Source organism: Palaeococcus ferrophilus DSM 13482 (assembly GCF_000966265.1).
In the GTDB taxonomy this organism is placed as follows: Archaea; Methanobacteriota_B; Thermococci; order Thermococcales; family Thermococcaceae; genus Palaeococcus; species Palaeococcus ferrophilus.
In genome coordinates this window covers 1-22395 of the sequence record NZ_LANF01000013.1, presented here as the reverse complement: position 1 = coordinate 22395, position 22395 = coordinate 1, and the positions used below count along the sequence as shown (strand labels likewise).

The 22395-nt window shown below is 55.2% G+C and carries 24 protein-coding genes; 11 read left to right on the top strand and 13 right to left on the bottom strand.

Features of this window, described 5'->3' with window-relative positions:
- Positions 1 to 178 precede the first annotated feature (178 nt).
- The 4 genes from thsB (at position 179) to PFER_RS07345 (ending at position 4472) form a co-directional block, all read left to right on the top strand.
- The gene (gene thsB / locus PFER_RS07360) at positions 179 to 1813 is read left to right on the top strand and encodes a thermosome subunit beta (RefSeq protein WP_048150573.1); all 1635 of its coding nucleotides are present in this window, start codon (positions 179 to 181) and stop codon (positions 1811 to 1813) included.
- Between the two features lie 467 nt (positions 1814 to 2280).
- Positions 2281 to 2838 (top strand): hypothetical protein, encoded by a 558-nt coding sequence (locus tag PFER_RS07355; protein WP_048150571.1) that lies wholly within the window; start codon positions 2281 to 2283, stop codon positions 2836 to 2838.
- Between the two features lie 91 nt (positions 2839 to 2929).
- Entirely contained in the window at positions 2930 to 3811 is an 882-nt protein-coding gene (locus PFER_RS07350; protein WP_048150568.1) for an ABC transporter ATP-binding protein, read from the top strand.
- Positions 3795 to 4472: a hypothetical protein gene (locus tag PFER_RS07345; RefSeq protein ID WP_048150565.1), complete on the top strand. Its 678-nt coding sequence runs from the start codon at positions 3795 to 3797 to the stop codon at positions 4470 to 4472. The genes PFER_RS07350 and PFER_RS07345 overlap by 17 nt, the downstream gene beginning before the upstream one ends.
- 26 nt (positions 4473 to 4498) lie before the next feature.
- Here PFER_RS07345 and PFER_RS07340 read toward each other — a convergent pair whose 3' ends face one another.
- From PFER_RS07340 to PFER_RS11865, 7 genes are read right to left on the bottom strand one after another with little or no spacing between them, the layout of a single operon-like run.
- Entirely contained in the window at positions 4499 to 5413 is a 915-nt protein-coding gene (locus PFER_RS07340) for a D-2-hydroxyacid dehydrogenase (protein WP_048150563.1), read from the bottom strand.
- Between the two features lies 1 nt (position 5414).
- Positions 5415 to 6062 (bottom strand): TIGR00153 family protein, encoded by a 648-nt coding sequence (locus tag PFER_RS07335; RefSeq protein ID WP_048150560.1) that lies wholly within the window; start codon positions 6060 to 6062, stop codon positions 5415 to 5417.
- A 33-nt stretch (positions 6063 to 6095) separates the two neighbouring features.
- Positions 6096 to 6521, bottom strand: a complete 426-nt coding sequence (locus PFER_RS07330) for a hypothetical protein (protein WP_048150557.1) — start codon at positions 6519 to 6521, stop codon at positions 6096 to 6098.
- A complete protein-coding gene (locus PFER_RS07325) occupies positions 6518 to 7750 on the bottom strand; it encodes a DUF58 domain-containing protein (RefSeq protein ID WP_245612494.1) in 1233 nt (410 codons plus the stop codon). Before PFER_RS07325 ends, PFER_RS07330 begins: the two co-directional genes overlap by 4 nt.
- A gap of 5 nt (positions 7751 to 7755) precedes the next feature.
- Complete coding sequence (locus PFER_RS07320; RefSeq protein ID WP_048150548.1) at positions 7756 to 8709, bottom strand: AAA family ATPase; 954 nt, start codon at positions 8707 to 8709, stop codon at positions 7756 to 7758.
- Positions 8706 to 9137 (bottom strand): hypothetical protein, encoded by a 432-nt coding sequence (locus PFER_RS07315; RefSeq protein ID WP_048150543.1) that lies wholly within the window; start codon positions 9135 to 9137, stop codon positions 8706 to 8708. The genes PFER_RS07320 and PFER_RS07315 overlap by 4 nt, the downstream gene beginning before the upstream one ends.
- Positions 9127 to 9948 carry a DUF4129 domain-containing protein gene (locus PFER_RS11865; RefSeq protein ID WP_052696201.1) on the bottom strand — a complete coding sequence of 274 codons (822 nt, stop codon included), beginning with the start codon at positions 9946 to 9948 and terminating at the stop codon, positions 9127 to 9129. The genes PFER_RS07315 and PFER_RS11865 overlap by 11 nt, the downstream gene beginning before the upstream one ends.
- Before the next feature lie 70 nt (positions 9949 to 10018).
- Between PFER_RS11865 and PFER_RS07305 the strand changes: the two genes are divergently transcribed.
- A complete protein-coding gene (locus PFER_RS07305; RefSeq protein WP_048150540.1) occupies positions 10019 to 10513 on the top strand; it encodes a DUF2118 family protein in 495 nt (164 codons plus the stop codon).
- Here the strand turns inward: PFER_RS07305 and PFER_RS07300 are convergent.
- The gene (locus PFER_RS07300; RefSeq protein WP_245612492.1) at positions 10510 to 10812 is read right to left on the bottom strand and encodes a hypothetical protein; all 303 of its coding nucleotides are present in this window, start codon (positions 10810 to 10812) and stop codon (positions 10510 to 10512) included. The two genes, PFER_RS07305 and PFER_RS07300, sit on opposite strands and share 4 nt — an antisense overlap.
- A gap of 119 nt (positions 10813 to 10931) precedes the next feature.
- Here PFER_RS07300 and PFER_RS07295 point away from each other — a divergent pair, with 119 nt between their 5' ends.
- Positions 10932 to 11408 (top strand): FKBP-type peptidyl-prolyl cis-trans isomerase, encoded by a 477-nt coding sequence (locus PFER_RS07295; RefSeq protein WP_048150535.1) that lies wholly within the window; start codon positions 10932 to 10934, stop codon positions 11406 to 11408.
- 4 nt (positions 11409 to 11412) lie between these two features.
- On the opposite strand, the gene PFER_RS07290 is transcribed toward PFER_RS07295, so the two are convergent.
- Genes PFER_RS07290 through PFER_RS07270 form a run of 5 tightly spaced genes read right to left on the bottom strand, consistent with a single transcriptional unit; the run spans position 11413 to position 19223 of the window.
- On the bottom strand, positions 11413 to 12318 hold the full coding sequence (locus PFER_RS07290) for a type II secretion system F family protein (protein ID WP_048150531.1): 906 nt from the start codon (positions 12316 to 12318) through the stop codon (positions 11413 to 11415).
- A gap of 5 nt (positions 12319 to 12323) precedes the next feature.
- The gene (locus PFER_RS07285; protein WP_048150528.1) at positions 12324 to 13391 is read right to left on the bottom strand and encodes a type II secretion system F family protein; all 1068 of its coding nucleotides are present in this window, start codon (positions 13389 to 13391) and stop codon (positions 12324 to 12326) included.
- 10 nt (positions 13392 to 13401) lie between these two features.
- Entirely contained in the window at positions 13402 to 16818 is a 3417-nt protein-coding gene (locus PFER_RS07280; protein WP_048150524.1) for an ATPase, T2SS/T4P/T4SS family, read from the bottom strand.
- Complete coding sequence (locus PFER_RS07275; protein WP_048150522.1) at positions 16763 to 17788, bottom strand: hypothetical protein; 1026 nt, start codon at positions 17786 to 17788, stop codon at positions 16763 to 16765. The genes PFER_RS07280 and PFER_RS07275 overlap by 56 nt, the downstream gene beginning before the upstream one ends.
- Positions 17789 to 17792: 4 nt before the next feature.
- Positions 17793 to 19223: a DUF515 domain-containing protein gene (locus PFER_RS07270; RefSeq protein WP_048150519.1), complete on the bottom strand. Its 1431-nt coding sequence runs from the start codon at positions 19221 to 19223 to the stop codon at positions 17793 to 17795.
- Between the two features lie 103 nt (positions 19224 to 19326).
- Here PFER_RS07270 and PFER_RS11860 point away from each other — a divergent pair, with 103 nt between their 5' ends.
- The 5 genes from PFER_RS11860 to trm14 all read left to right on the top strand — a co-directional run.
- The gene (locus tag PFER_RS11860; RefSeq protein WP_052696199.1) at positions 19327 to 19689 is read left to right on the top strand and encodes a TIGR04076 family protein; all 363 of its coding nucleotides are present in this window, start codon (positions 19327 to 19329) and stop codon (positions 19687 to 19689) included.
- Positions 19616 to 20686 carry a GTPase gene (locus PFER_RS07260; RefSeq protein WP_048150513.1) on the top strand — a complete coding sequence of 357 codons (1071 nt, stop codon included), beginning with the start codon at positions 19616 to 19618 and terminating at the stop codon, positions 20684 to 20686. The genes PFER_RS11860 and PFER_RS07260 overlap by 74 nt, the downstream gene beginning before the upstream one ends.
- Positions 20687 to 20769: 83 nt before the next feature.
- Positions 20770 to 21030 (top strand): hypothetical protein, encoded by a 261-nt coding sequence (locus tag PFER_RS07255; RefSeq protein WP_048150510.1) that lies wholly within the window; start codon positions 20770 to 20772, stop codon positions 21028 to 21030.
- Positions 21015 to 21470, top strand: a complete 456-nt coding sequence (locus PFER_RS07250; protein WP_245612490.1) for a type II toxin-antitoxin system VapC family toxin — start codon at positions 21015 to 21017, stop codon at positions 21468 to 21470. The genes PFER_RS07255 and PFER_RS07250 overlap by 16 nt, the downstream gene beginning before the upstream one ends.
- Before the next feature lie 150 nt (positions 21471 to 21620).
- Positions 21621 to 22395: tRNA (guanine(6)-N2)-methyltransferase (gene trm14 / locus PFER_RS07245; protein WP_048150900.1), on the top strand; the 775-nt coding region annotated here is incomplete at its 3' end.

Here is a 22395-nt window from a genome sequence, read left to right as displayed (position 1 = left end):
CTCTAAAAGGCCACGGAGACGTATGTGCCGCTTCGTATCACTTTCCAGCACAATTCTCGCCTCCTGGTCTTCAACCGAAAAATTTATAAATAACCCAAAGGAACATATGAGCGGAAGCACATATTGTAACTAAAACCGGAAAAGCCTCACACAAAAAAATAAAAGGAGGTGGGTCAAGATGGCCCAGCTCGCAGGTCAGCCGGTTGTTATTCTCCCCGAGGGGACCCAGAGGTATGTTGGAAGGGACGCCCAGAGGCTCAACATTCTCGCCGGAAGAATCATAGCCGAGACCGTCAGGACCACCCTCGGCCCGAAGGGCATGGACAAGATGCTCGTTGACAGCCTCGGCGACATAATCATCACCAACGACGGTGCCACCATACTCGACGAGATGGACATCCAGCACCCGGCCGCCAAGATGATGGTTGAGGTTGCCAAGACTCAGGATAAGGAGGCCGGTGATGGCACCACAACCGCCGTTGTCATCGCCGGTGAGCTTCTCAGGAAGGCTGAGGAGCTTCTTGATCAGAACATTCACCCGAGTATCATAGTTAAGGGTTACACTATGGCGGCCGAGAAGGCCCAGGAGATACTCGACAAGATAGCCAAGGATGTTGACGTTGAGGACAGGGAGAGCCTCAAGAAGGCCGCCATGACATCAATCACCGGAAAGGCCGCCGAGGAGGAGAAGGAGTACCTCGCCGAGATAGCGGTCGAGGCCGTCAAGCAGGTGGCCGAGAAGGTCGGGGAGGCATACAAGGTTGACATTGACAACATCAAGTTCGAGAAGAAGGAGGGGGGAAGCACCAGGGACACCCAGCTCATCAAGGGTGTCGTCATTGACAAGGAGCGCGTCCACCCAGGAATGCCCAAGAGGGTTGAGAACGCTAAAATAGCGCTCATAAACGAGGCCCTTGAGGTCAAGGAGACTGAAACAGATGCTGAGATAAGGATCACCAGCCCGGAGCAGCTCCAGGCCTTCCTCGAGCAGGAGGAGCGCATGCTCCGCGAGATGGTCGAGAAGATCAAGGAGGTCGGGGCCAACGTCGTCTTCGTGCAGAAGGGCATTGATGACCTTGCCCAGCACTACCTCGCCAAGGCCGGAATACTCGCGGTTAGGAGGGTCAAGAAGAGCGACATGGAGAAGCTCGCGAAAGCCACCGGCGCCAAGATCGTCACCAACATCCGCGACCTCACGAGCGAAGACCTCGGTGAGGCCGAGCTCGTTGAGGAGAGGAAGGTTGCCGGCGAGAACATGATCTTCGTTGAGGGCTGCAAGAACCCGAAGGCAGTGACCATCCTCATCCGCGGTGGAACCGAGCACGTCGTTGACGAGGTTGAGAGGGCCCTCGAAGATGCGGTCAAGGTCGTCAAGGACATCATCGAGGACGGCAAGATAGTCGCCGGTGGAGGAGCCTCAGAGATAGAGCTCAGCGTCAGGCTCGACGAGTACGCGAAGGAGGTTGGCGGTAAGGAGGCCCTTGCCATCGAGGCCTTCGCCGAGGCCCTCAAGGTCATACCGAGGACCCTCGCCGAGAACTCAGGTCTCGACCCGATAGAGACCCTCGTTAAGGTCACCGCCGCCCACAAGGAGAAGGGACCGACCATCGGTGTTGATGTCTTCGAGGGCGAGCCGGCAGACATGATGGAGCGCGGCGTCATAGAGCCGGTTCGCGTCAAGAAGCAGGCCATCAAGAGCGCCAGCGAGGCCGCGATAATGATACTCCGCATTGACGACGTCATAGCTGCCAGCAAGCTCGAGAAGGAGAAGGGCGGCGAAGGCGGAATGGGCGGCGGCGAGGACTTCGAGTGAAGTCCTTTCCTAACCTTTTCTGATTTCTTTGATTTTAAACCCCACGACAAACGATATTCTGTGGAAGTGGGCTGCTTAAAGAGCGCCCTGGCGGCTTTTTCCGTCCTCTTAATGTGGGCGTGAGGACAACCAACACAGGAAACACGAGTTTGGCCCTGCTCCCCCCATTCCCTACTACAGACTCGTTGCCCTCTACGATTCCCACGAGACACGTGTGGAAGTCAGCGTTTCGGTGTGAAGGGGAAGGCTCAGGTGTTTACATGGGTGATCTTTGGGGTACTGATAAATGACTCAACAAGCTGGAGCAAGTTTTTTAAATCTCCAAAATTTATACTTCCTATCCAAAAAAGAGTTAATACTGGCAAAGATTAAACATCGTGGAGGGACCAAAAGAGGGACCCGATGATATTGGAGTAGTGCCAAGGAAAGCGGTAACAGGGAAATCAAATTCCTTTGGGGGTACACCTATGAAAGGCAGGATAATCCTCGCAACCCTCGCCCTGATCGTCGTTGGTGGCGTTTTATACCATTCGATAGGCGAATACGGCTCTCAAAGGTTCATAGAGGGGCAGAGAGACCGCGAGGAACTCTGCATTCACCAGATGACCTCGATAGCTCTCAGTGACATTAGGTTCCATTCGAAAGTGGCGCTCGAGTCGCTGGAGCAGAACTCCACGGAGACCTTTAATCTTTCAATGGTGGAGCTTACCCGCGATCTTTCAAGATTGGAGTCGAACCTTGTAAGGTCAGCGATGCTCATCTTTCCGGAGGACTTCCCCGATAATGCAACTGTGGCAAATATGACGAAAAATGACGGCTGTATCACGTTTATAGAGGTTTCCCGAGATGCCGTCCTAAACGGAACCGCCAACATACCTGCAGTCCGCGAGGGATTGGACATGATCCACAACTTTGTGGTAAAATGGCGCGAAAACGGTAAATATCCAGCTGAAGAGCTCCTGAGAGCCAATCCCGAGCTTCAGCGGAAGTGCAGTGCCCTTATCCCGGAAGTCGTGGGCCCTTGACGCTCTCTTTGCATTTTCTCTTTCAGCGAATGCCGACAACGGGACAATTTTCCAAAAACTTTTTTATCGGGGATTCGTCTAAACTCTATGTATGCCCGCCATCAAAGCCGAGAACCTCTCAAAATCCTTCGGCTCAAAGCGTGCCCTCGATGGCGTTTCTTTTTCCATAGAAGGGCCAGGGATAGTGGGGGTAATCGGCCCCAACGGCGCCGGAAAGACCACCCTGATTAGAATACTCACGGGGCTTTTGAAGCCCGACTCTGGAAAGGTGAGGCTCTTTGGGCGGGAACCCGAGAAAGCCAGGGAGTTCTTCGCGCTCCTGCCCCAGGACGTCAGGGCCCACTTCTACACGCTCACGCCGAGGGATTACGTCTATCACTACCTGAGAATGCGCGGTCTCCCAAAGGGGGAAGCCATGAAGAAGGCCGATGAAGCAATGGAAACCTTCGGGATAGACTATGCGGATGAGCTCTTTTCTACCCTTTCCGGAGGGATGGTTAGAAGGGCCCTTCTGGCTATGGTTCTCTCCGCCGAGGTTCCGCTCTACTTCCTCGACGAGCCAACCGTCGGCCTCGACGTCCAGAACAGGCTCAAGCTGTGGGAGATGCTTAGAGAAAGGGCTGAGGAAGCAACGATAATCCTCACGAGCCACTACTTAAACGAGATATCGAGCGTCTGTGATCGAGTGCTCCTCCTCAAAGCGGGAAAGATAGTCGCCGACGGCAGACCGGAGGAAATAGCTAGGGACTATCTAAGGGGTTTTGCCTCGAAGATCGTCGCCTTTGAGGAGATTTCACTTGAGGGCTTTACCCTGAGAAGGACTGGAAGGAATACCTACATCTACGCGCGCTCCAAAGCGGAGGAGGGGGAAATCATCGGGAGGCTTGAGGAGCTCGGAGTCCCCTTCAAAAGGGAGGGGGTAACCATAGAGGACGTCTTCCTGGTCGGTGGTATTGATGATGGCGCTGATTGAGTACTACGCTAGGGCCCTCACGAAGGGAAAGTTTGCGCTGGTGAGCTTCGCGCTTCAGCCAGTTTCCTTCATCTTCATCGTCTACGTCGTGAGCGGCGGGAGGTTCCTCGACAGAGCCCTGGCGGGAGCGATTGTGAGCTTCATAGCCGGCGTCGGGATGGCCGACCTCTCCATCGAGCTCGTGGGCATGAAGGCCCGCTCGAAGTTCTACGACATAGTGATGTCCATTCCAGGAGGGAACTGGAGGAAGGCCCTTGGAATCTCCATCGGCATGAGCATCCCGGCCTTTCCCTACGTCCTGCTCCTTTTCTTCCTCCTCTCGTGGCGCCTCGGGTTGAAGGCGGTGCCCGGGATGCTGTTTGGAATAGTTTCGCTCTGGCTCTGGAGCGCTGGAATTGGCTTTCTCATGGGGGTTAAGACAAGGGAGCCGCTAACCGTTATGAGGCTCTCCAACCTAACCGTTACGGCCCTAACGGTCTTTCCGCCGGTTTACTACCCTGGAAGCGTTCTCCCCGAGAAAATCGCCGCGATTATGAACCTCCTTCCAACGGTGAGCGCGGCCCGATTAATAGCGGGAGAGGCTGGAAACGCAACCCTAATCTCTCTTATCTGGGCGGTTTTTGGAGTGTTGCTCCTCTGGAAGTTCAGGGGGCTTGAGTAAGTTGATAAAATAGTTGAAAAGGGCAATCAACCCTTGAGAACCTTAACGACCTTCTCGGCCACCTCTACTCCAGCCCTCATCTGGGCCTCGACGGTTGAGGCGCCGATGTGGGGCGTTAGGACGACGTTGTCGAGCTTGGTGAGCGGGTGGTCCTTCGGGAGAGGCTCCTCCTCGTAGACGTCCAAACCAGCTCCGGCAATCCAGCCCTCCTGGAGGGCCTTGACGAGGGCGTTGGTGTCAACGACGGCTCCCCTGGCGGCGTTGATGAGTATAGCAGTTTTCTTCATGAGCCTGAGCCTCTCCTCGTTTATGAGATGGTAGGTCGCGTCAATTAGCGGGACGTGGAGCGTTACCACGTCGCTCTCCTTGAGGAGCGTCTCAAGCTCAACGAACTTTCCTCCAACTTCCTTCGCCCTCTCCTCGTTCGGGTAGGGGTCGTAGAGGAGAACCTCCATGCCGAGGGCCCTGGCTATCTTGGCAACGCTGTAGCCTATCCTTCCGAAGCCCACAACGCCAAGCGTCTTGCCCTCAAGCTCCATTCCCATGGCCTGCTTCTTGGCCCATACACCCTCGCGCATCTTCCTGTCGGCGAAGGCAACCTTCCTCGCCACGTTGAAGATGAGGGCTATCGCGAGCTCGGCAACACTCCTTGAGCTTGCCCCCGGGCTGTTGACGACCTCGATGCCCTTCCCCCTGGCGTACTCAACGTCCACGTTGTCGAGACCGACGCCGGCCCTTCCTATGACCTTGAGCCCCGGGGCGGCGTCTATAACCTCCCTAGTGACCTTAGGCTTGCTCCTGACGATTATCGCCTCAACATCGCCCACAAGCTCGAGGAGGCGCTCCTGGCTCGGGTACTCCTCATAAACGACCTCAAGGCCCGCGTTCTCCAGAACCTCCAGGGCCTTCTCATGAAGCGGCGCAGCAACGAGCACTTTCATATCAACCCCTCCGTTTAATAGCTATTAGCAGGACCTGGTCGGAAGCGTCTTCCGCCCTGTCCGCTATATCGCCGATTTTGGTTACCACCTGCTGCCATATAAGCTTGGCGTAGGTGCTTACGTCCTCGCTCTCAAAAATCTTTCCCATGAGGTCTAGCTCCACTTTATCGGATATCTCCTCGCGGTGCTCCGTTTTCTTCGCGTACTCTATGGCAAGGTCAACGTCCCTGTATAGGTTCGATACGGCCTTCTTAAGGGTGGTGTAGGTATCGAGGGCGGCCTCGACGGTCTTGATTATCTCCTCCCTCAGGCTCCCCGGAACCTTGGGCCTCGCAAGTATAAGAACGTGGGCGGCGCTTTCGGCCGCGTCCGCCACGTTGTCCACGACCTCTATCAGCCTGGCGTAGTCGCCCCTGCTGGACGGGAGAAATGCCCCACCGTAAAGCATCTCCTCTATGCCCCTCCTGAGGCCGTCCGCTTCCCTTTCGGCATCCTCCACCTCGCCCATGAGCTCCCTGGCCCTCTCCTCGTCCCCCTCAACGTACGCCTCCACAAGCTCCTTGAACTTCTGGAGGGTTTTTCCCACGGCCTTGAGGTGCTCCTCAATGACCTCGAACACGTTGTTTTCCTTCCCACCGAAGATCGCCATCACTACCCCCTTTATCCCCTACTACCACTTCCTTTATTTAGTTTGCTCAGCGACCACGAGCCTCGAGACGAGATAGAGGAGCACCACCATCAGCGCCGCCACCATCGTAACCTCCAGGGAGGGCATCAGGGGTGCGAGTCCCACGACGAGGTAGTAGAGGGGCAGCGCAAGGAAGACCGCCAGGAGCAGTATGAGGTAGTGCTCCCCGGGGGCCCTCTTCCTGTCCATCTCCGCACTCTCGAGGAAGAGGAGGGAGAGAGCCACAAGCCCCATCCCGTAGAGGCCGCCCGCCCTGTAGTAAACTATGAAGAGGACGAGGGCCAGGAGGGCGAGCATGCCCATGGCGTAGGATAGAAAACCGAGGGCGAGGAGCAGGGAGGGGACGAAAAAGCGCGTGCCGTAGGTGAGGAGGAGCAGGAGGAAGAACGGGAGCACAGAGAACCTTATCCTTGGCCTCATACGGGCACCACCTCCCCTATGGCCGTTTTAAGGGGCTTCCTAACGTCCCAGTCAATTATCAGACCGTAGGCGGCGAGCTTCGCCAGAAGGGCCTTCCTCTCAATCAGCAGGAACTTCCTGGCCAGCTTCTCCTCCCTCGTTTTGGGTTCTATGCCCGAGTAGGGGTTGGGGGTTATCACCACGACGTTGTAGCCGTAGCGGTAGAGGAGCTTGAGCGCCTCAATGCCCTCCTCCGTCACGAGGGGGGAGAAGTAGAGCACCTGCACCCTGGCGGGGAAGCGCGTCCTGAGGAGGTGCTCCACCTGGTAGGCTATCATGTTGTTCCTGTCCGGTTTGGACATGCTAAGGAAGTCAACGCACTTGAAGAAGTGCCTCTTCCCGTAGTCTATCCTTATCCAGAGCGGAACCTCCTCCGCTATGAGCAGACCAAAGCTCGTGCCGTTGTTGAGCGCATCGAGGAGGAAGGATGCAGCGGCCCGTATCAAATAGTCGAAGACGCCCTTCCCCTTGTACGTTGCATCAACGATTGCAACCACGTCTATCTTCCTCTCGCTCTCGTACTCGTTGGACATTATCTTTCCGGTTCTCGCGCTCGCCTTCCAGTTGATTATCTTGAGGGGATCTCCCGGCTGGTACTCCCTGATGGCGTGGAACTCCACGCCCTCCCCCACCCTCGGGCTGGGGAGCGGGCCGACGGTGACCTTGGTTCCCTTCGTGGAGTAGGGGGTTATGACATCCTCCAGCCTCGGAACACCGACGATTTCATCGTACAGCTCCACCCGCTTGGAGATGAAGAAGAAGCCAAAGGGGTCGCGGTACTCGAGTACAACTCCCTCGAACTCGTGGATTCCCCTCCTCATCCTCACCTTGTAGCTCAGCTCCCTCTCCTCACCCCTGTGGAGTGATAGTATGAACTCTGAACTGCCCTCAACCAGCTCAAGACCCGGGGGAAGGAGGTCAACGAGGCGCAGGCTCGGTATCCTCTCGCGGGAACGGATTTTAAGCTTAATCTCGACGGTTTCCCCCTCGAGAATGCGCTCGTTGGGGATGGCCCTCTCCACCTCCACGTCCAGCACGGGTTTGAAGAAGAGGAGCGCCACCGTCAGTACCGCCACGAAAGGCAGGGCTAGGTAGACCAGCTCCCACCGGGTAAGCCCGAAGGCCATCAGCAGGACGCTCCAGAGGGCCACGAGGAATAGGGCCGCTTTTGAGGTAGCCATCTGCTCCATAGCCATCACTCGAACTTTGGTACCGGCACCTTCTCAAGGAGGCTCGAAACCACCTTTTCCTGGCTCACGTGGAGGTACCACAGCTCCCTCTTGAGGATTATCCTGTGACTCAGCGCCGGAACCGCCACCGCCTTAACGTCGTCGGGGATAACGTAGTCCCTGCCCTCCAGCGCGGCGTAGGCCCTTGAGAGTTTCATGAGGGCCAGACTGCCCCTGGGGGAGGCGCCTATCTCGATGTTCCTCCTGTCGTTTCTCGTGGCCTCGACAATGTCCACGATGTACTGCAGGGTGGCGTCGCTTATGTAGACGTCCTCGACGGCCCTCTGCATCTCGAGGAGCTCCTCCGGCGTCACCACCCGCCGAATTTCCACGTCGTCCTGTCTCCTCTCTATCCTCCTCCTGAGGATCTCCATCTCGTCGTCCTTGCTCGGGTAGCCCACCCTTAAACGGACGAGGAAGCGGTCGAGCTGGGCCTCCGGGAGAGGATAGGTTCCCTCCTGCTCTATGGGGTTCTGCGTGGCTATCACTATGAAGGGGCGCTTTAGGGCGTAGGTCTTCCCCTCTATGGTTACCTGGCGCTCCTGCATGGCCTCTAGGAGGGCGCTCTGCGTCTTTGGAGGGGCGCGGTTGATCTCATCGGCCAGAAGGACGTTCGTGAATACCGGCCCCTTTCTAAACTCGAACTCGAGGCTCTTCTGGTTGAAGACGCTCACACCGAGTATGTCGCTCGGAAGCAAGTCCGGAGTGAACTGCACGCGCTTGAACTCCACCCCGAGAGCCCTTGCGAAGCTCTTCGCCATGAGGGTCTTGGCCAGTCCGGGCAGATCCTCAAGGAGTATGTGGCCGTCCGCGAGGATGGTGGTGAGTATCAGTTTGAGGACATCTTCCTTGCCGACTATCGCCCTAGAAACCTCGTTGAGTACCTCCTTACCCTTAAGGTGAACTTCTTCCACCTTCATACCTTCAACCTCCTTTCTATCTCCTCCTCAATTCCGGATAGCGTCCCATCGAGGGAATCGTAAAAATCACCCTTCCAGTATTCCCGGAGGGCCGCGGGTGGATCGCTCTTAATTTCCGAGATCGGTCTATCCTCCAGGCGGGCATAGAGCTCGATAAGGCGCTCGTAGAGTATGTTTCGGCTCGTGCTTCCCTTTCCAGCGAGTTCAATCAGGTGAGTCATTCTTTCGAACTCGTCCTTTCTCTCCTCTTCCTTCTCCCTCCGCGGCCTCTCGGCATAGTAAATCCTCGCTTCCGCGAGGAAGAGTACGAACATACCCATCGAAGCGAGGAGGAGGAACACCCATCTTAATCCGTAGGAGCCCGCGAAAGACGCCCCCGCGAGGAGTATGGCGATTATTAAAAGGAAAGCGGCCCTTTCAGCCCTCATTTCCCTCACCCCTTATTCTCCTGTAGAGGGCGTAGGCCCTCCTCGCGTCCTCTGTAGTTACTTTCTCCGGGGCGTATTTGGCCTTCTCAAAGAGGAGCGTCAGCTCCCTGAAGGCATCCCTCCGGTACTTCACAACGCCGTAGTGCTCCCAGTGTGTCCAGCTCTCCCTGTATGGGACGCCTATCATGTCAAAGTAAAGCACCGCCTTGCGGTATGATTCAACCACTACCTCCCTTGGATCCCTGTTCAGGTCGAAATCTCCCTCCTCCATCCTTCTTTCAAAGCTCTCAAGCTCCTCCCGTATTTTCCTGACCCTCATGGCCTCCCTCATCTTGAAGGCTGTGTAAACAAGAACACCCACGAGAACCGCACCTATGGCCGCCACGATGAGCGCCCCGCTCACGTAGTCTGAACTAACGAACTTTTGAATCACGGGGGAGTGGACGGCGGCTTTGGTGGCTTCCCCCGCAATCGGGCCGGAAGTGGTGTTTCCGGGGGTGGTCATCGCCCCGGGGCGCCTAAACCTGCGCAGCAGAACCGCGGGGCCCACCATGACAAGTATGACCGCCATGTACGCCACGATGTTCCATAGGTCAAGCTTCCCCTCCGGGGGACGCTGGAAGGGGTCGCGCATCATGAGGAGCATGATAGCAAGAACGACCGCACTCGCGAAGAAGAACGCCCAGAAGAGCATCGGCCCCACATAGCTGTAGTTGGCGGAATGGATTTCCACGTTGCTTACCCTACCTGAAAGCATCGCCGCGGATAGAAGGAGGAAAAGCAGAATATAACCAACGGCCATCTTCCTCATTTTAATCCCAAACCATTAAATTAAAAAAACTTAAATAATTTGCGGCCTCCCTCACTACGGAGGTGAGGGAATGGAGAAGATGCCAATGCTTTTCGTGGAGGCTCCCTACGAGGAGTGCTTTGAGGAAGGAAAGGCACTTTACGACTGCGTTGTAATCCAGGGGAACGTTGAGGTCTGGCTTTCAAAGGGAGACTCACTTCCCGGGTTCATAACCCCCGAGGAGAGCAAGTTCCTGAGGAAGGAAGTCTACGACCGCTTTTACCTTTATGTTGATGCCCACGAGATGAGGATGAGTGTAGATGCCATAATCGTTCTCCCGGACAGGAGAACCCAGATAAGGCTCAAGAAGGGGGACGAGCTGCTTCTTCTTCCGGTGGAGGGGTTCGTTAAAACGCCAATAGCCGACGTTGGAAACCGCGTCAGGAAGAGCGACGCCTTCGCGGCTGTAACGACCAAGAAGGGTGAGGTGCACTACCTTAAACCACCGAAGAACGGCGTTGTGGTTTTCATTGACGAGGTGCGGAACAGGCCCCACTACGTCTACTATCTCCTGCCCGAGGATTAACCCTCTATCCCCTCTATTATTGACTTTATGTTGTCGCGTATGCGGAGTTCAAGGGTGTCCATCCTGTCCATACCCTGAATCGTGCGCGTGTTATTGGCACTCGTTATTATCAGCGACCAGAGGTAGAGGCCGTGCTTCTTCTCCTCGCTCTGAAACATTGCCAGAAACCTTCCCTTGTCCACCTCAACCTCCAGAATCTCCACGTTTCTGTTGCCCAGGGTGGTTGAGTACACCTCCTTAACTCTCAAGTTCCCGAAACTCTCCTCCAAAATATCCCTGAAGTATCCCACCTTATTCACCGTGTTAGTATACGCGGCATTGTATATAACCTTCTCCCACCCATAAATGGGTAACAATGGCCAAAAGCATTATAAAGGCTACCGCCTACTACCCTCGAATATAAACGTGTGGTGAAAGTATGAAAGTTGAGAAAGGAGATTTTGTGGTTTTTAACTACATCGGAAGGTTTGAGAACGGGGAAGTTTTTGACACGAGTTACGAGGACATCGCAAAGGAAAACGAAATCTACGTGGAGGAAAGGGAGTACGGTCCCCTCGGTGTCAACGTCGGCGTTGGAGAGATCATCCCCGGTCTGGACGAGGCGCTTCTCGGAATGGAGGTTGGGGAGAAGAAGACGGTCACGGTACCACCTGAACTCGGGTACGGTATGCCGAGGGAGGACCTCATAGTGGACATAGACGCTTCACAGTTCGAGGAGGTCGGCCTCACACCGGAGGTTGGCATGTACGTCATGACCGACAGCGGTATAGCGAAGATAGCGGGAGTGGAAGGGGACAAGGTTAAGCTCGACTTCAACCACCCGCTCGCAGGGAAGACCCTCATCTTCGAGGTCGAGATTGTGGACATAGAAAAGGCCGAGGCTGAGGGGGAGTAACCCCTCAGAACCCTATGTTCAATATTCCTATTAGCTGGAAGACAACAACGCCCATTACCACGAGCATTCCGCTGTACTTGAGGCCCGCTGAAAACTTCCCTTCTCTTATTACCCCTATGCCCAGGCCGGAAACGATGGCCTGAAGGACCACAAAACCCAGCAGGATTAGTTTTATGGTGTCAATGGGCAGTGTAAAGGTGCCCGAGGCGGTCATGGAGGACATTATCTTGGGCAGTATGCCGAGTATCATCGGGCCCACTGCACCGCTGGCCACTATGAAGAACATGGTCTGCATTCCTGTCGAGGACTTCCTCTCCCTCTGAATCCTGAGTATCTCACGGACGTCGTTGGCAACCGCGACGAGAACGTCCGCCATCGGAGCACCGCGCTCAAAGGCCTCTATAACTATCATCATGGAGCGGTAGATGACCTTTGACTTTCTGTTCCTGAATGCGAAGGCCCTAAGGGCCTCTATCGTGGGCCTCCCCTTCTTTATCTCGGAGACCGTCTTCTTGAACTCATCCGTCAGGGCACCGAAGCGCGCAGTGGTGAGCTCCTCAAGGGCCTCGGAAAAGGAGATACCCGCCCTGAGGGAGCTTGCAAGGTAGAAGAAGGCATCGGGGAGCGTCCTCTCCATATCCTCTATCCTCTTGGCCGTGCGCCAGTATGGGTAGAAGACACCGATGCCCAGCCCCACAGCAAGGGCCGTCCCTATACCGTACAGCGGGTTGAGGAGGGCAACGACGAGCCCAAGGAGCACCGCGAAGAGTATCGTAACCGTGAGGTACTCCGCGGCCAGGAAGCCTATTCCAGCGGAGTACAGGTAGGCATCGTACCTCTTGAGCCACCTCTCAGGGATCACTTTCTTCGTGACTTTCACAAGGCCTGAAAGCAGTGATATTCTAGCCATCGTTATCACCTGGGCTCCCTACGCTTTATCATAACCACCATTAGGAGCGAGAGTGAGGGGAATCCAAACAGCAGGAGCACTGCCATTCCCTGGGGCGGGAGGACGAGCCTTTGACTCATCGCCGAGGCCGCGAGTATCGCCACTAGGAACATGGTGGGCATCACAACTGAGAGGAACATGTAGATGAAGGCGAAACCGTTTATCTTCTGCACGTAGTCGAGGAGCCTCATGCGGTACTCAAAGGAGAAGTCCTCCGCGAGCTTGTAGAGAATGTCCGCGAGGTTCCCACCGAACTTAACCGCCCTGAGTATCTGCTTGACAACGCGGCTTATGTTCTCCGAGCCCATCTTCCTCTCGAACCTCTCGAGGGCGTCCTCGAGGGAAGCCCCGGAGCGCATGTCCTTTATTATAAGCTCAAACTCCTCCGAGATTGGGCCGTAGTCTGCGTTGGCAACAGATATCATGGCCTCCGCTATACCCACACCCGCACTCAAGAGCGAGGCAAGATGCCTCAGGACGTAGGGGAGGGCTTTCTCACACTCTGAGAGCCTCGAGCGGAAGACTATCTTGGGGTAGTTGCGCATGTAAAGAAAACCTGCTATGAAGCCCAGAAAACCCACCATGACGGAGAGATCAGGGGGAAACATCATCAGGAACATGAATATGCCGGAGAAGATTCCCATCACGATAGCCACTATGATCATCTGGGCCACGTAGACGTTGGGGGCGGTCTTTATGTTGGCCCTGTAGAGGTCGTAGTCCAGACCCTTGATGGAGTGGGCCAGGTACTCTATGGGGCCCCTCATCTGCTGGCTCAGGGCTTCGGCGAGGCGCTTCATCATGGGCTCCCGAACTTCCACCTCCGTCCTCCACTCGAGTATCTGATCAAGTTCCTCCTCCTTCTTGCTCTCCTTCTCCTTCTCAATCTCCTCCTGCATCTGCTTGAGCAGCTGGAGGCGCTCCTGTATCGTTGCCCTCTCGGGAATGCGGTGCAGGATCGTGGTTTCACTAACCTCTATTGTACGCTCCCCTATTTTCTCCAAAAAATGGATGAAAGCGTCACCAAGCCCCATTTTGCATCACCTACACAAGTCTTTGCGCTCTCTTGCTTATGCCCTCTGATGTCTCCGTGGATGCACCTATGCGCTTCAGGAGGGCCTCCGGGTCAATGTAGAACTCCTTTATGTAGTGGCCGACTTCCTCGATGCTCCTGATTCCGCGCTCTATCATCCAGTCGAGAAGCAGGCGGCGCTTCTCTATCTCAAGCTCAAGCTCCATGGGGGTCATACCCGTGTGCTGGGCGAGGACGTTTATGAACCTGCTGGGAACGCCCGTTGAGACGAGCTCATCTTTAGCGGCATCGTACTTGTAGAGCTTGTTGAGCTGAACGCTCTCGCCCTCTATTCCCGACACCTCAGCTATCTCCGTGACGCGCCTTATGGTTCCCTTCTTTCTGCTGTGGAACCTGACGAGCATTAGGATGACGTCGAGAGCGGGAATCATGATCCTCGGGACGTTCATGGGCGGGCTCTCGAGCCTCACAATGGTCTCACGGGCGCTGTTGGCGTGGATAGTGCCCATACAGTTCGAGACGAGTATGCCATTGGCGACGTAGTTGTGGTCATCGTCAACGGTGAGGTCGTAGAGGTACTCTATACCAAGCTCTTCAGGTGAGACCTCCTCCACACCCTCCACTTCATCCCAGTAAACGTCGCCCTCTGCTATCAGTTCAAGGCGCCTGGCCATTACCCAGGCTTCTTCATCCCCGATGTCCTTGGCCACCTGCTGGAACGCGAGGGCGATTCCCTTGAGGGCGGTGCGGCGTATCTCCCCCATCCTGTCCTTTTCCACGTGCCTTATGAGACTCTCCGAGACCTTCTCACCTGCATGGTGAGAGGCCAGTTTTGAGAGGTCTGAAACCGTGAGTCCAAGTCTCAGGCGGAGGGGCCTTATCATGCCGCTTGAGATGGGAACACGATAGGTCCTCCTGCCGCGCCAGGCTTTCTTTTCCTTCAGGATTTTTTCAAGCTTCTCAATTTTTCTGGAGTGGCGGAGGGGAATTAGCCGGTAGAACTTGCCCAGATCCTCGACTCCGCTTATCGTGACGCGGAATATCATCCCCTCCTTGAAGCCCCTGTTTCTAACCCTTGAGACAGTACTTATTATTCCGAGCCTCTGAAGGGCGTACCAGACCTTTCTGGCGGCGCTTTCACTCCTTGTGGTCAGAACCACCGCAGGACCACTCTCATCAACGTAGCCGTCGGCATCGAAGAGGCCCGCCAAGAAGTAGCGCATTAAGTCATCGTTGGAGAGTACGACGTCAGGAACATCCCACACGGAGGATTTTTTACCCCTAGGCACATTGAATATACGGGAAAGCATCTCGGCGAAGATCTTTGAGCCGTATGTAACGACGGTACTGGTGCCGTTGTCCTTTATAGCTGGTTTGGTGTCGGGAAGGAAATTGGACACGCTTTCGATGAACGCGTTCATGTACTCCATCTCATCGAAGGTGGCGGAGAGATAGTACCCATTTGAAGAGAGATATCCATCCCCGAGGAGAACACCGACTATGTAGGATAACCTCTCATCAACCTCCCTGATCAGCTTAACGCGGTTTGAGTTCATTGAGAGCAGGAACTGTGCCTTTTCTGGTGGAATTCCGTCGTTGGGAACTTTAACAATGCCTTTCCCATTGGGAACAAGATAATAGTCGCTTATACCAGCATAGACCTCTGGAGACACCACAGCCTTCCTCTGTGGGGGTTTCGGAGGTCTGAGCATCACCGCGACCCTGTCTCCGGGTTTGAGCTTCTCTGCCTCTTTTCTCACGACATCGCCATCGGAGAAAACAAAGAACGGGTGGGTTTTGGTGAGGATGACCTCGTTTCCGGTCCTTGTTCTTATCCTCAGAAGCTTCTCGCCCTCCCTGACCTTCCTCCTCCATACCTTTGAGACAACGTGCTTTCCAGCCTTGAGGTCCGGACCGACGCTCACCACCTCAAAGCGATCTTTCTCATCGAGTGTTATGTATTCGAGGTCTTTGTAGGTCTCAACCCTGTTGGAGTACTTCTCAAAGAGCTTACCAACTAGGTCCCCTATGAGCTCGAACCTCCCGTCCGAAAGCTGTATGACCGAGAAGTCGTAGAGGGCACCATTATGTCCCGTGTTCATGGCCGTGAACATCGTCCTTGCCTCCGGACCACGGACCTCACCGACTATGATCCTGTCCGGACGCATACGGAGGGTGTTCTTAACGAGGTCGTCCATCGTGACCTCTCCCTTGCCCTCGATGTTCGGCGGCCGGGTCTCAAGCCTGACCCAGTGCTCTATTGGGAGCTGGAGCTCGGCGGTGTCCTCAATGGAGATAACGCGCTCGCTTGGAGGGATGAACATCGCGAGGGAGTTTAGAAGGGTCGTCTTACCTGAACCCGTTCCACCCGCCACGAGGACGTTGGCGGGCTTGACGCCGAGTCCGTCCACCATCACCCAGAGCCTCGCCGCTATCTCCGAGTTGAGGGTACCGTACTTTATGAGGTCTATTATCGTGAGGGGATCCTTCTTGAACTTACGGATGGTTATGGTTGGACCTTCAAGACTTATCGGCGGAATCGTAGCGTTAACACGGGAGCCATCGGAGAGCCTCGCATCCAGGAGGGGGCTCTGCTGGTCTATCCTCCTCCCTACCTCCCTTGCTATGCGCTCGATTATGTGGAGTATCTCCTTATCCTCCTCAAAGACTATGTTGGTTCTGCACATGTTGAAGCGCCTGTGCCACACGTAGACGGGCTTCCCTGTTCCTATGACCATGACCTCCTCCAGGTTGTCGTCTCGTATGAGGGGGTCAATCTTGCCGTAGCCTATCATGTTCTGCACTATGAGCTCGGTTATGACCTCCGCCTTTCCCTCGGACAGTGTGGGCGCCATCTCGCGGACCATGGACTTCACTGCCTTTATGAATACCCTCCTCCTCTCCTCGGGATTGGGTATGCTCTCGGGATCAATCTGAATCTCCACTATCGCCCTGTCCCTCACCATCTTGAGGAGCTTCTCCTCCTCCCTCGAGAGCTGAGGCATCCTGAGCTCGTAAATCGGGACGGGCTCTCCCTTTATGCGGAGGATGCGTACGTTTCCGTAGGCGTCGAGAACCTTGACACCCTCCCCCATGGAGACGCTGGGTATGGGAAGCTTCTTGGGTTGAGTGGCTCCGAGAAGATCCTGGAGGCTCATTCCACCTCCCGGACGGGCCGGTGGGACAGCAGCGGCGGGTGAAGCCTCCGCTGCCTGCTTTTCCTGTCTTACGGGCCGTTTCTGAAGTATCTCCTCTCTGGAGGGTTTTTTCTCGCTGCCCAGAATATCAAATAGGCTGGAGGGTTTGGGAGGAACCTCCTCCTTCTTGGGCTCCTCCTCCCTTTTGATGAGGCTATCAAGGGGAGCGTTCTCATTACCTAATATCTCTTCTATCCAGGACAAACCGGATTTTTTCTTTTTCTCCTCCAAGTGAGCTCACCCTCTCCTCATTTGTCCATTTCACACGATAGCTTATTTCGAACCGGTCCCCTCCAAACCACACTATCCACACGGGGAAATCAAAGGGTTCTATCTTCTTCCTACCCACGGGCTCAGGCTTTTTAACCTTGCCTCCAGTCAGAAGACTATCGGTCAGAGAGAACATGGTCGTTTTTGAGGTGTGTTCTTCGTTCTTATCCTCTTTTTCCCTCTCCACGGAGGGGGTGCCGAGGTACATTGGGAGGAAGTCGTGGACGTACTCGCTGTACTTCATGGTGTACTCGGGGGTGAAGTCGTACATGTAAGCATCCTCGAAGAGGAGGGGCACTCCAACAGCAAAAACCTCCCTGAAAAGCCCGAACTCATCGGGCACGTCCTGGATGACGAGGGTAACCTCTCCATCGTACTCGAGAACTTTTATGTAGGGGTCAACACCCATGAGGAACCTCGGGTCGTAGTACTTCTGGGGGTAGAGTATGAGGCTTGGATAGAGGGTGCCGTAGAAGAAGTTCACATCTTCGGTACCATCGGCGTTCACGTAAACAGCGGAACCGCTGTAGGTGACGCTGCGGGAGTAGGGAACGTTGTTTCCGTCGTCCTCAACCGTGAGGTTCACCGTGAGGGGTTCGACGGTCCTGATGTTGACCTTCAAAACTTCATAGGGCTTAATCCAGAAACCGAAGTAGTAGTTCATCATGTTGGTTGTGGGGTTAAACGAGCGGTTGGCCCCAAAAACCAGGTCCCCCTTCTCCCTGTATATCGTGTAGTTGAAGTGAGGGTTGAGGAGAACGAATTTATCAAACGGGGCCTCGTTAACGAGGGTGAGGTTCAAATCAACGAGGGCGTACGCGCTAATACCTATGTTATTGTAACCCTGGCCCGGGAGGGAGTAGCTCTGGGCCATCGCAAGGGAAGCCGAAACTAACAAAAACCCAAAAAAGAAGAAAGAAAACTTCTTCATGCTATCACCCCACTATCTCGGCCACGTAGAGCTGGTTCTTGTAGGTCAGTATGTCGGGCACCAGCTCGGAGGGAACCTCCACTATAACGAGTACAGGGGTGTTGGGGTCAAGGACCATCATCTTCGTGGCCTGCTCCAGGTCGAGTAGCTTCCATCCGTAGCGGTCGAGGGTCCGCTGTACGTCCTCCCCAGCCACTATCTTACCCGCGGCCAGCGCCTTTAGTATCTCGGCGAGGTTCGTGCTGTAGGTGTAGGAGGCGCTTGAGGACTCCGTTGAGGTCTGCCCCGTTGTCTGCTGGTCGCTGTAGGTTGATGACTCCGAATTGCTAAGGCTCTGGCTTCCCGGCTGGTAGCTCTCCTGGCTGGAGCTCGTCTCGGAGTAGGAGCTGCTGGCCTGGTTGGTGTAGGAGGAGGAATCACTCTGGCTCTCGCTGACTGAGATGCTCCCCGCCTGGGTTGGGAGGAGTACCGCGTTCACGAATCCCTCATCAACTATCCTAACGTAAACGTTGCTCCCGTTCTTGGCGAACAGCTGCACCCTCGCTCCAGGCTCAAGGTAGCCGTTTACAACGCTCTCCCTCGTGAGAACGAGGGCCAGTCTCACCATCTCGGCCTTCGTGACCTCGTATTGGAGGAGTTCGGTGTAGCTCTCAACCTTGCTTATTTCGTATTTGGCCTCGACCTTGGTGTAGATGTGCTTCTCCGAGCCCTTCTTGAGGACCACCTTGTCCGTCGGGACGGAGTCTATGAGGTAGTAGTAGTACTTCCTCCACAGGTCGTTGAGGTAGGGGGTCGGGTCAACCGTGCCAACTTCTTCCTTCGATGTGGCGGAGTCTATAGTCCCCTCGAGGGAATTGAGGGTCGAGATTACCTCGTTTTTCAGGTCGGAGGGTAGGGGCTCCGCGAGGAGGGGGGTGAATGCAGCTTCAACCTCCGCCTTCTTCTGCTCCTTGAGGGCGTTCAGCTCCTCCATCAGCTGTTGCTGTTTTCTCTGTTCTTCCTGCGCTTTCAGCTCCTGGACTCTACGCTGGTAGGCGCCCTTGACGTCTATGGCGTTCACCTCTTCCACGGTTTTGGCGGCGTTGATCTGCGATATCAGCTGGGCCTTAACCGGGTCGTTGCTTAGGTTGCCCGTGAAGTACTTGTTGACCTCCGCGAGTTTGGCCTGCTTTGCGCTCTGGAGCTTCTTGACCTCCTGGTTCTGCATATAAGTGTACACAAAAGCGACTATGATTATAGCGATTATTGTTATGACCATGGCACCGATTAAAACCCTCTTACGACGCTCTTTCTGCCTTAAACTTCCAATTCTGGAGGGTCTGCGAGGAGGTTTGCCGACGCGGGCGGGCTTTGCAGGAACAACAGGCTCCGGTTCCGCCGCGCTTTTACCCAGCTCACGTAATCTCCTAATCTTTTCCTCAATATTCTCAGACACAGCCGACACCACCATGAGAGTTATGCCGATACCCCAACTTTGAGACTGGATATCCTAAGTCATTAATATGAGTAATAACCTTATTTAAGTTTCGGTGAGAAGCATGGAGCGGGTAGTAATCCGAGTTGTCGAAGTTAGGGGGAGATGCCCGGTCTTCAAAAAGGGGGACAGGATAGTCGTCGAGGGCCCCCGGGTGAACCTCAGAGAGACCGACGCCCTCTGCACCCACGCCTTTGCCTCCTTCCTTCCCCATCTCGTGGCCCTCCGAAAGGGTATTAAGGCGAGGGAGCTAGGCCTAGGCAGGGGAGAGAAAGCCTACGTCCAGTGCCTCGATCCCGGAGCACCGTACACAGACGGCGGGACGGTTATATTTGAGATAACGGTGGTGAGAGATGAAGCAGAAGAAAGCGTGGAGAGTGGTGAGGGAGGTAATAGAGGAGGCGGACATGATAATCGAGGTAGTTGACGCGAGAGACCCGATAGGCACGAGGAACCTCAAGCTGGAGCGTATCATCGTGGAAGAGGGAAAGCCCCTGCTTATAGTCATGAACAAGGCGGACCTGGTTCCAAAGGAGTGGGCGGAGGAATACAAGCGAAAGAGCGAGATCCCTGTTGTCTTCATCTCCGCCCGCGAGAGGAAGGGAACTGGAATACTCCGGAAAGAGATCAAAAAGCTCGCAAAACCCCATCTGGACGAGAAAGAGCGGGTTAAGGTGGCCCTCATAGGCTACCCCAACGTGGGAAAGAGCACGATAATCAACACCTTGAAGGGCAAAAGAGCGGTAGGAACCGCCCCCATTCCCGGCTACACGAAGGGGAAGCAGCTCATAAAGCTAAGCAAGAAGATATGGCTCCTGGACAGCCCGGGGGTTGTGCCCATCGAGGACTTCGACGAGCTCGTCATACGTGGCGGCTTCCCTGCGGACAAGATAGAGAACCCCGTGCCGCCGGCACTCCGTCTCATAGAACGCATTATAGAGACGCGTCGGGAGGCCTTAACCGAGAAGTTTGGGGTGGATAACTTCGACGACGTGGAGGCCGTCCTGAGAAGGATAGGAGAGAGGCGCGGGCTGGTTAAAGCAGGAGGGGAGGTTGACCTCGAGGAGACCGCGAGGTGGCTCCTCCGCGAGTGGCAGACAGGTCGCTTCACCCTCTTCGGGAGGGAGGAGAGCAGGACGGAGTTCGTGAGGGATTTCGAGGAGGTGCTTGATGGCATAGAGAGGGACGTCCTCCTCGATCCAAGGAGAATACTCTGGAAGTACGGGGAAACTCTGGAGAAGAAACTCGATGGCCAGAAGAGGGTTGGAATCCGTGAGGTGGAGGGATTCACCGTCGGCATAGCGACGGGCTTCAAGAAGTGCCACCCCGGACTGAGGCTCCTCGAAGAGCTTACCGGAAAGCACATCTTAGCCAGCGAGTGCTTCGGGAAGAAGTGGAAGGGCGTGGTTGCGATAATGGAGTGAGGCAATTTTTCTGTTCTCCATCATTACATTTGATAGCAAAATTTATTAGTTTTAAATGCAATATTTCATTAAGGTGACTATAAATGTCCTCCACAAAGATAGTTCAGACCGAGCTCGACATGGAGACTTACAGGGCACTCAAGGCGATGGCAGTGGATAGAGGGGTGCCCCTCAAAGAGATTCTGCGGGAAATTCTCAGGGAGTACGCCGAGAGTGCCGAGAAGGAGATGCTCCGTGAGGTACACGAAGACCCACTCTGGAAGGGCATCGGACTCCTGAAGAGGGCCGAGAAGGATGAGAGCGAGAAGGACGAGTGGGGGACGGTCGAATGGTCAAGCGAGTGAGGAAGAGAAAGCGCGGAAAGGCCATCAAGCCAGAGCTCGTTTACATGGACACCAGTGCGCTGATAGCGTTCTTCAACCCGAACGACAAGAACCACAAAAGGGCCGTGGAGTTCTTTGAGTCTAAGGCAGTGTCCGGGGCGAGGTTCGTAATCGGGCGCCCCGTCCTGATGGAGTTCCTCAACGGGGCATCGAAGAGGGCTGGAAAAAAGGTTGCGCTTGAACTCAAGAGGCTGATAGAGGCAAGCCACTTCGTAAGGGTCGAAAACGAAACCGAGGAGGACTGGGAGAGGGCGTGGGAGATATTCGAGAGGTTCGACGACCACGACGGGATGGACGTTACAGACTGCCTGAGCTTCGCCATCATGGAGAGGCTCGGTATAAAAGAAGCTTTTACCTTTGACGGGGATTTTGAGGCCTACGGCTTTAAACGGGCGCCGTGATTTCCTCTCTCTAAAACTGAAGAGTAGTCCACAAGATAAAACTCGGCTTCGATGATGTTTGGTTTCCCTCTTAATTTTCTCTTCCTTACCGCGGGCCCAACAACCCGCTCGCCTCAAAAGATATTTATACACCACCTCCAAGTCTGACCCATGAGGTTCCTACTCACAACATCAAAAGGGATCGAAGACCTGGCGAAGTCAGAGGTGGAGAACCTGCTCTCCCAGCTGGGAGTTCCGTTTCGGGTGGAGGAGAGGCCCTTAGGCGTTGAGGGCAGGGTTCTGGCCGAGGTGGATGGGGCATACTACACCGACGAGAAGGGCAGGAAAAGGGAGCTGAGCGTTTCAACCTATCTGAACGAGCGTTCAAGGCTCCTCCACCGCGTGATCATGGAGATAGCGAGCGAGAGGTTCGAGGGGATTGAGGAAAATGAGCCGGAGGTTGCCCTCAAGAGGATAGAGGACTTCGTCTCAGGGCTTCCAGTGGAAAGGTACGTCAAGACGAGCGAGTCCTTTGCAGTGAGGCCCTTCCGGAAGGGCGAGCACAAAATAACGAGCCTTGACATCTCAAGAACCGTTGGAAAGGCCATCTTCGATAGGCTCTCCCGCTTCGGGACTCCAAGGGTGAACCTCGACCATCCTGCGGTGATATTCAGGGCGGAACTTGTTGGGGACGTCTTCTTCCTTGGAATAGACACCACCGGCGATTCCTCGCTCCACAAGAGACCGTGGAGGGTTTACAACCACCCCGCGCACCTCAAGGCGAGCATAGCCAACGCGCTCATAGAGCTGGCCGAGCCGGACGGCGGGCCGTTCATAGACCCCTTCTGCGGGAGTGGGACGATACTCATCGAGCTTGCCCTCGGGGGCTATGAAGGAAGAATAATAGGGGTCGAGAAGTATAGAAAGCACATAAGGGGTGCGGAAA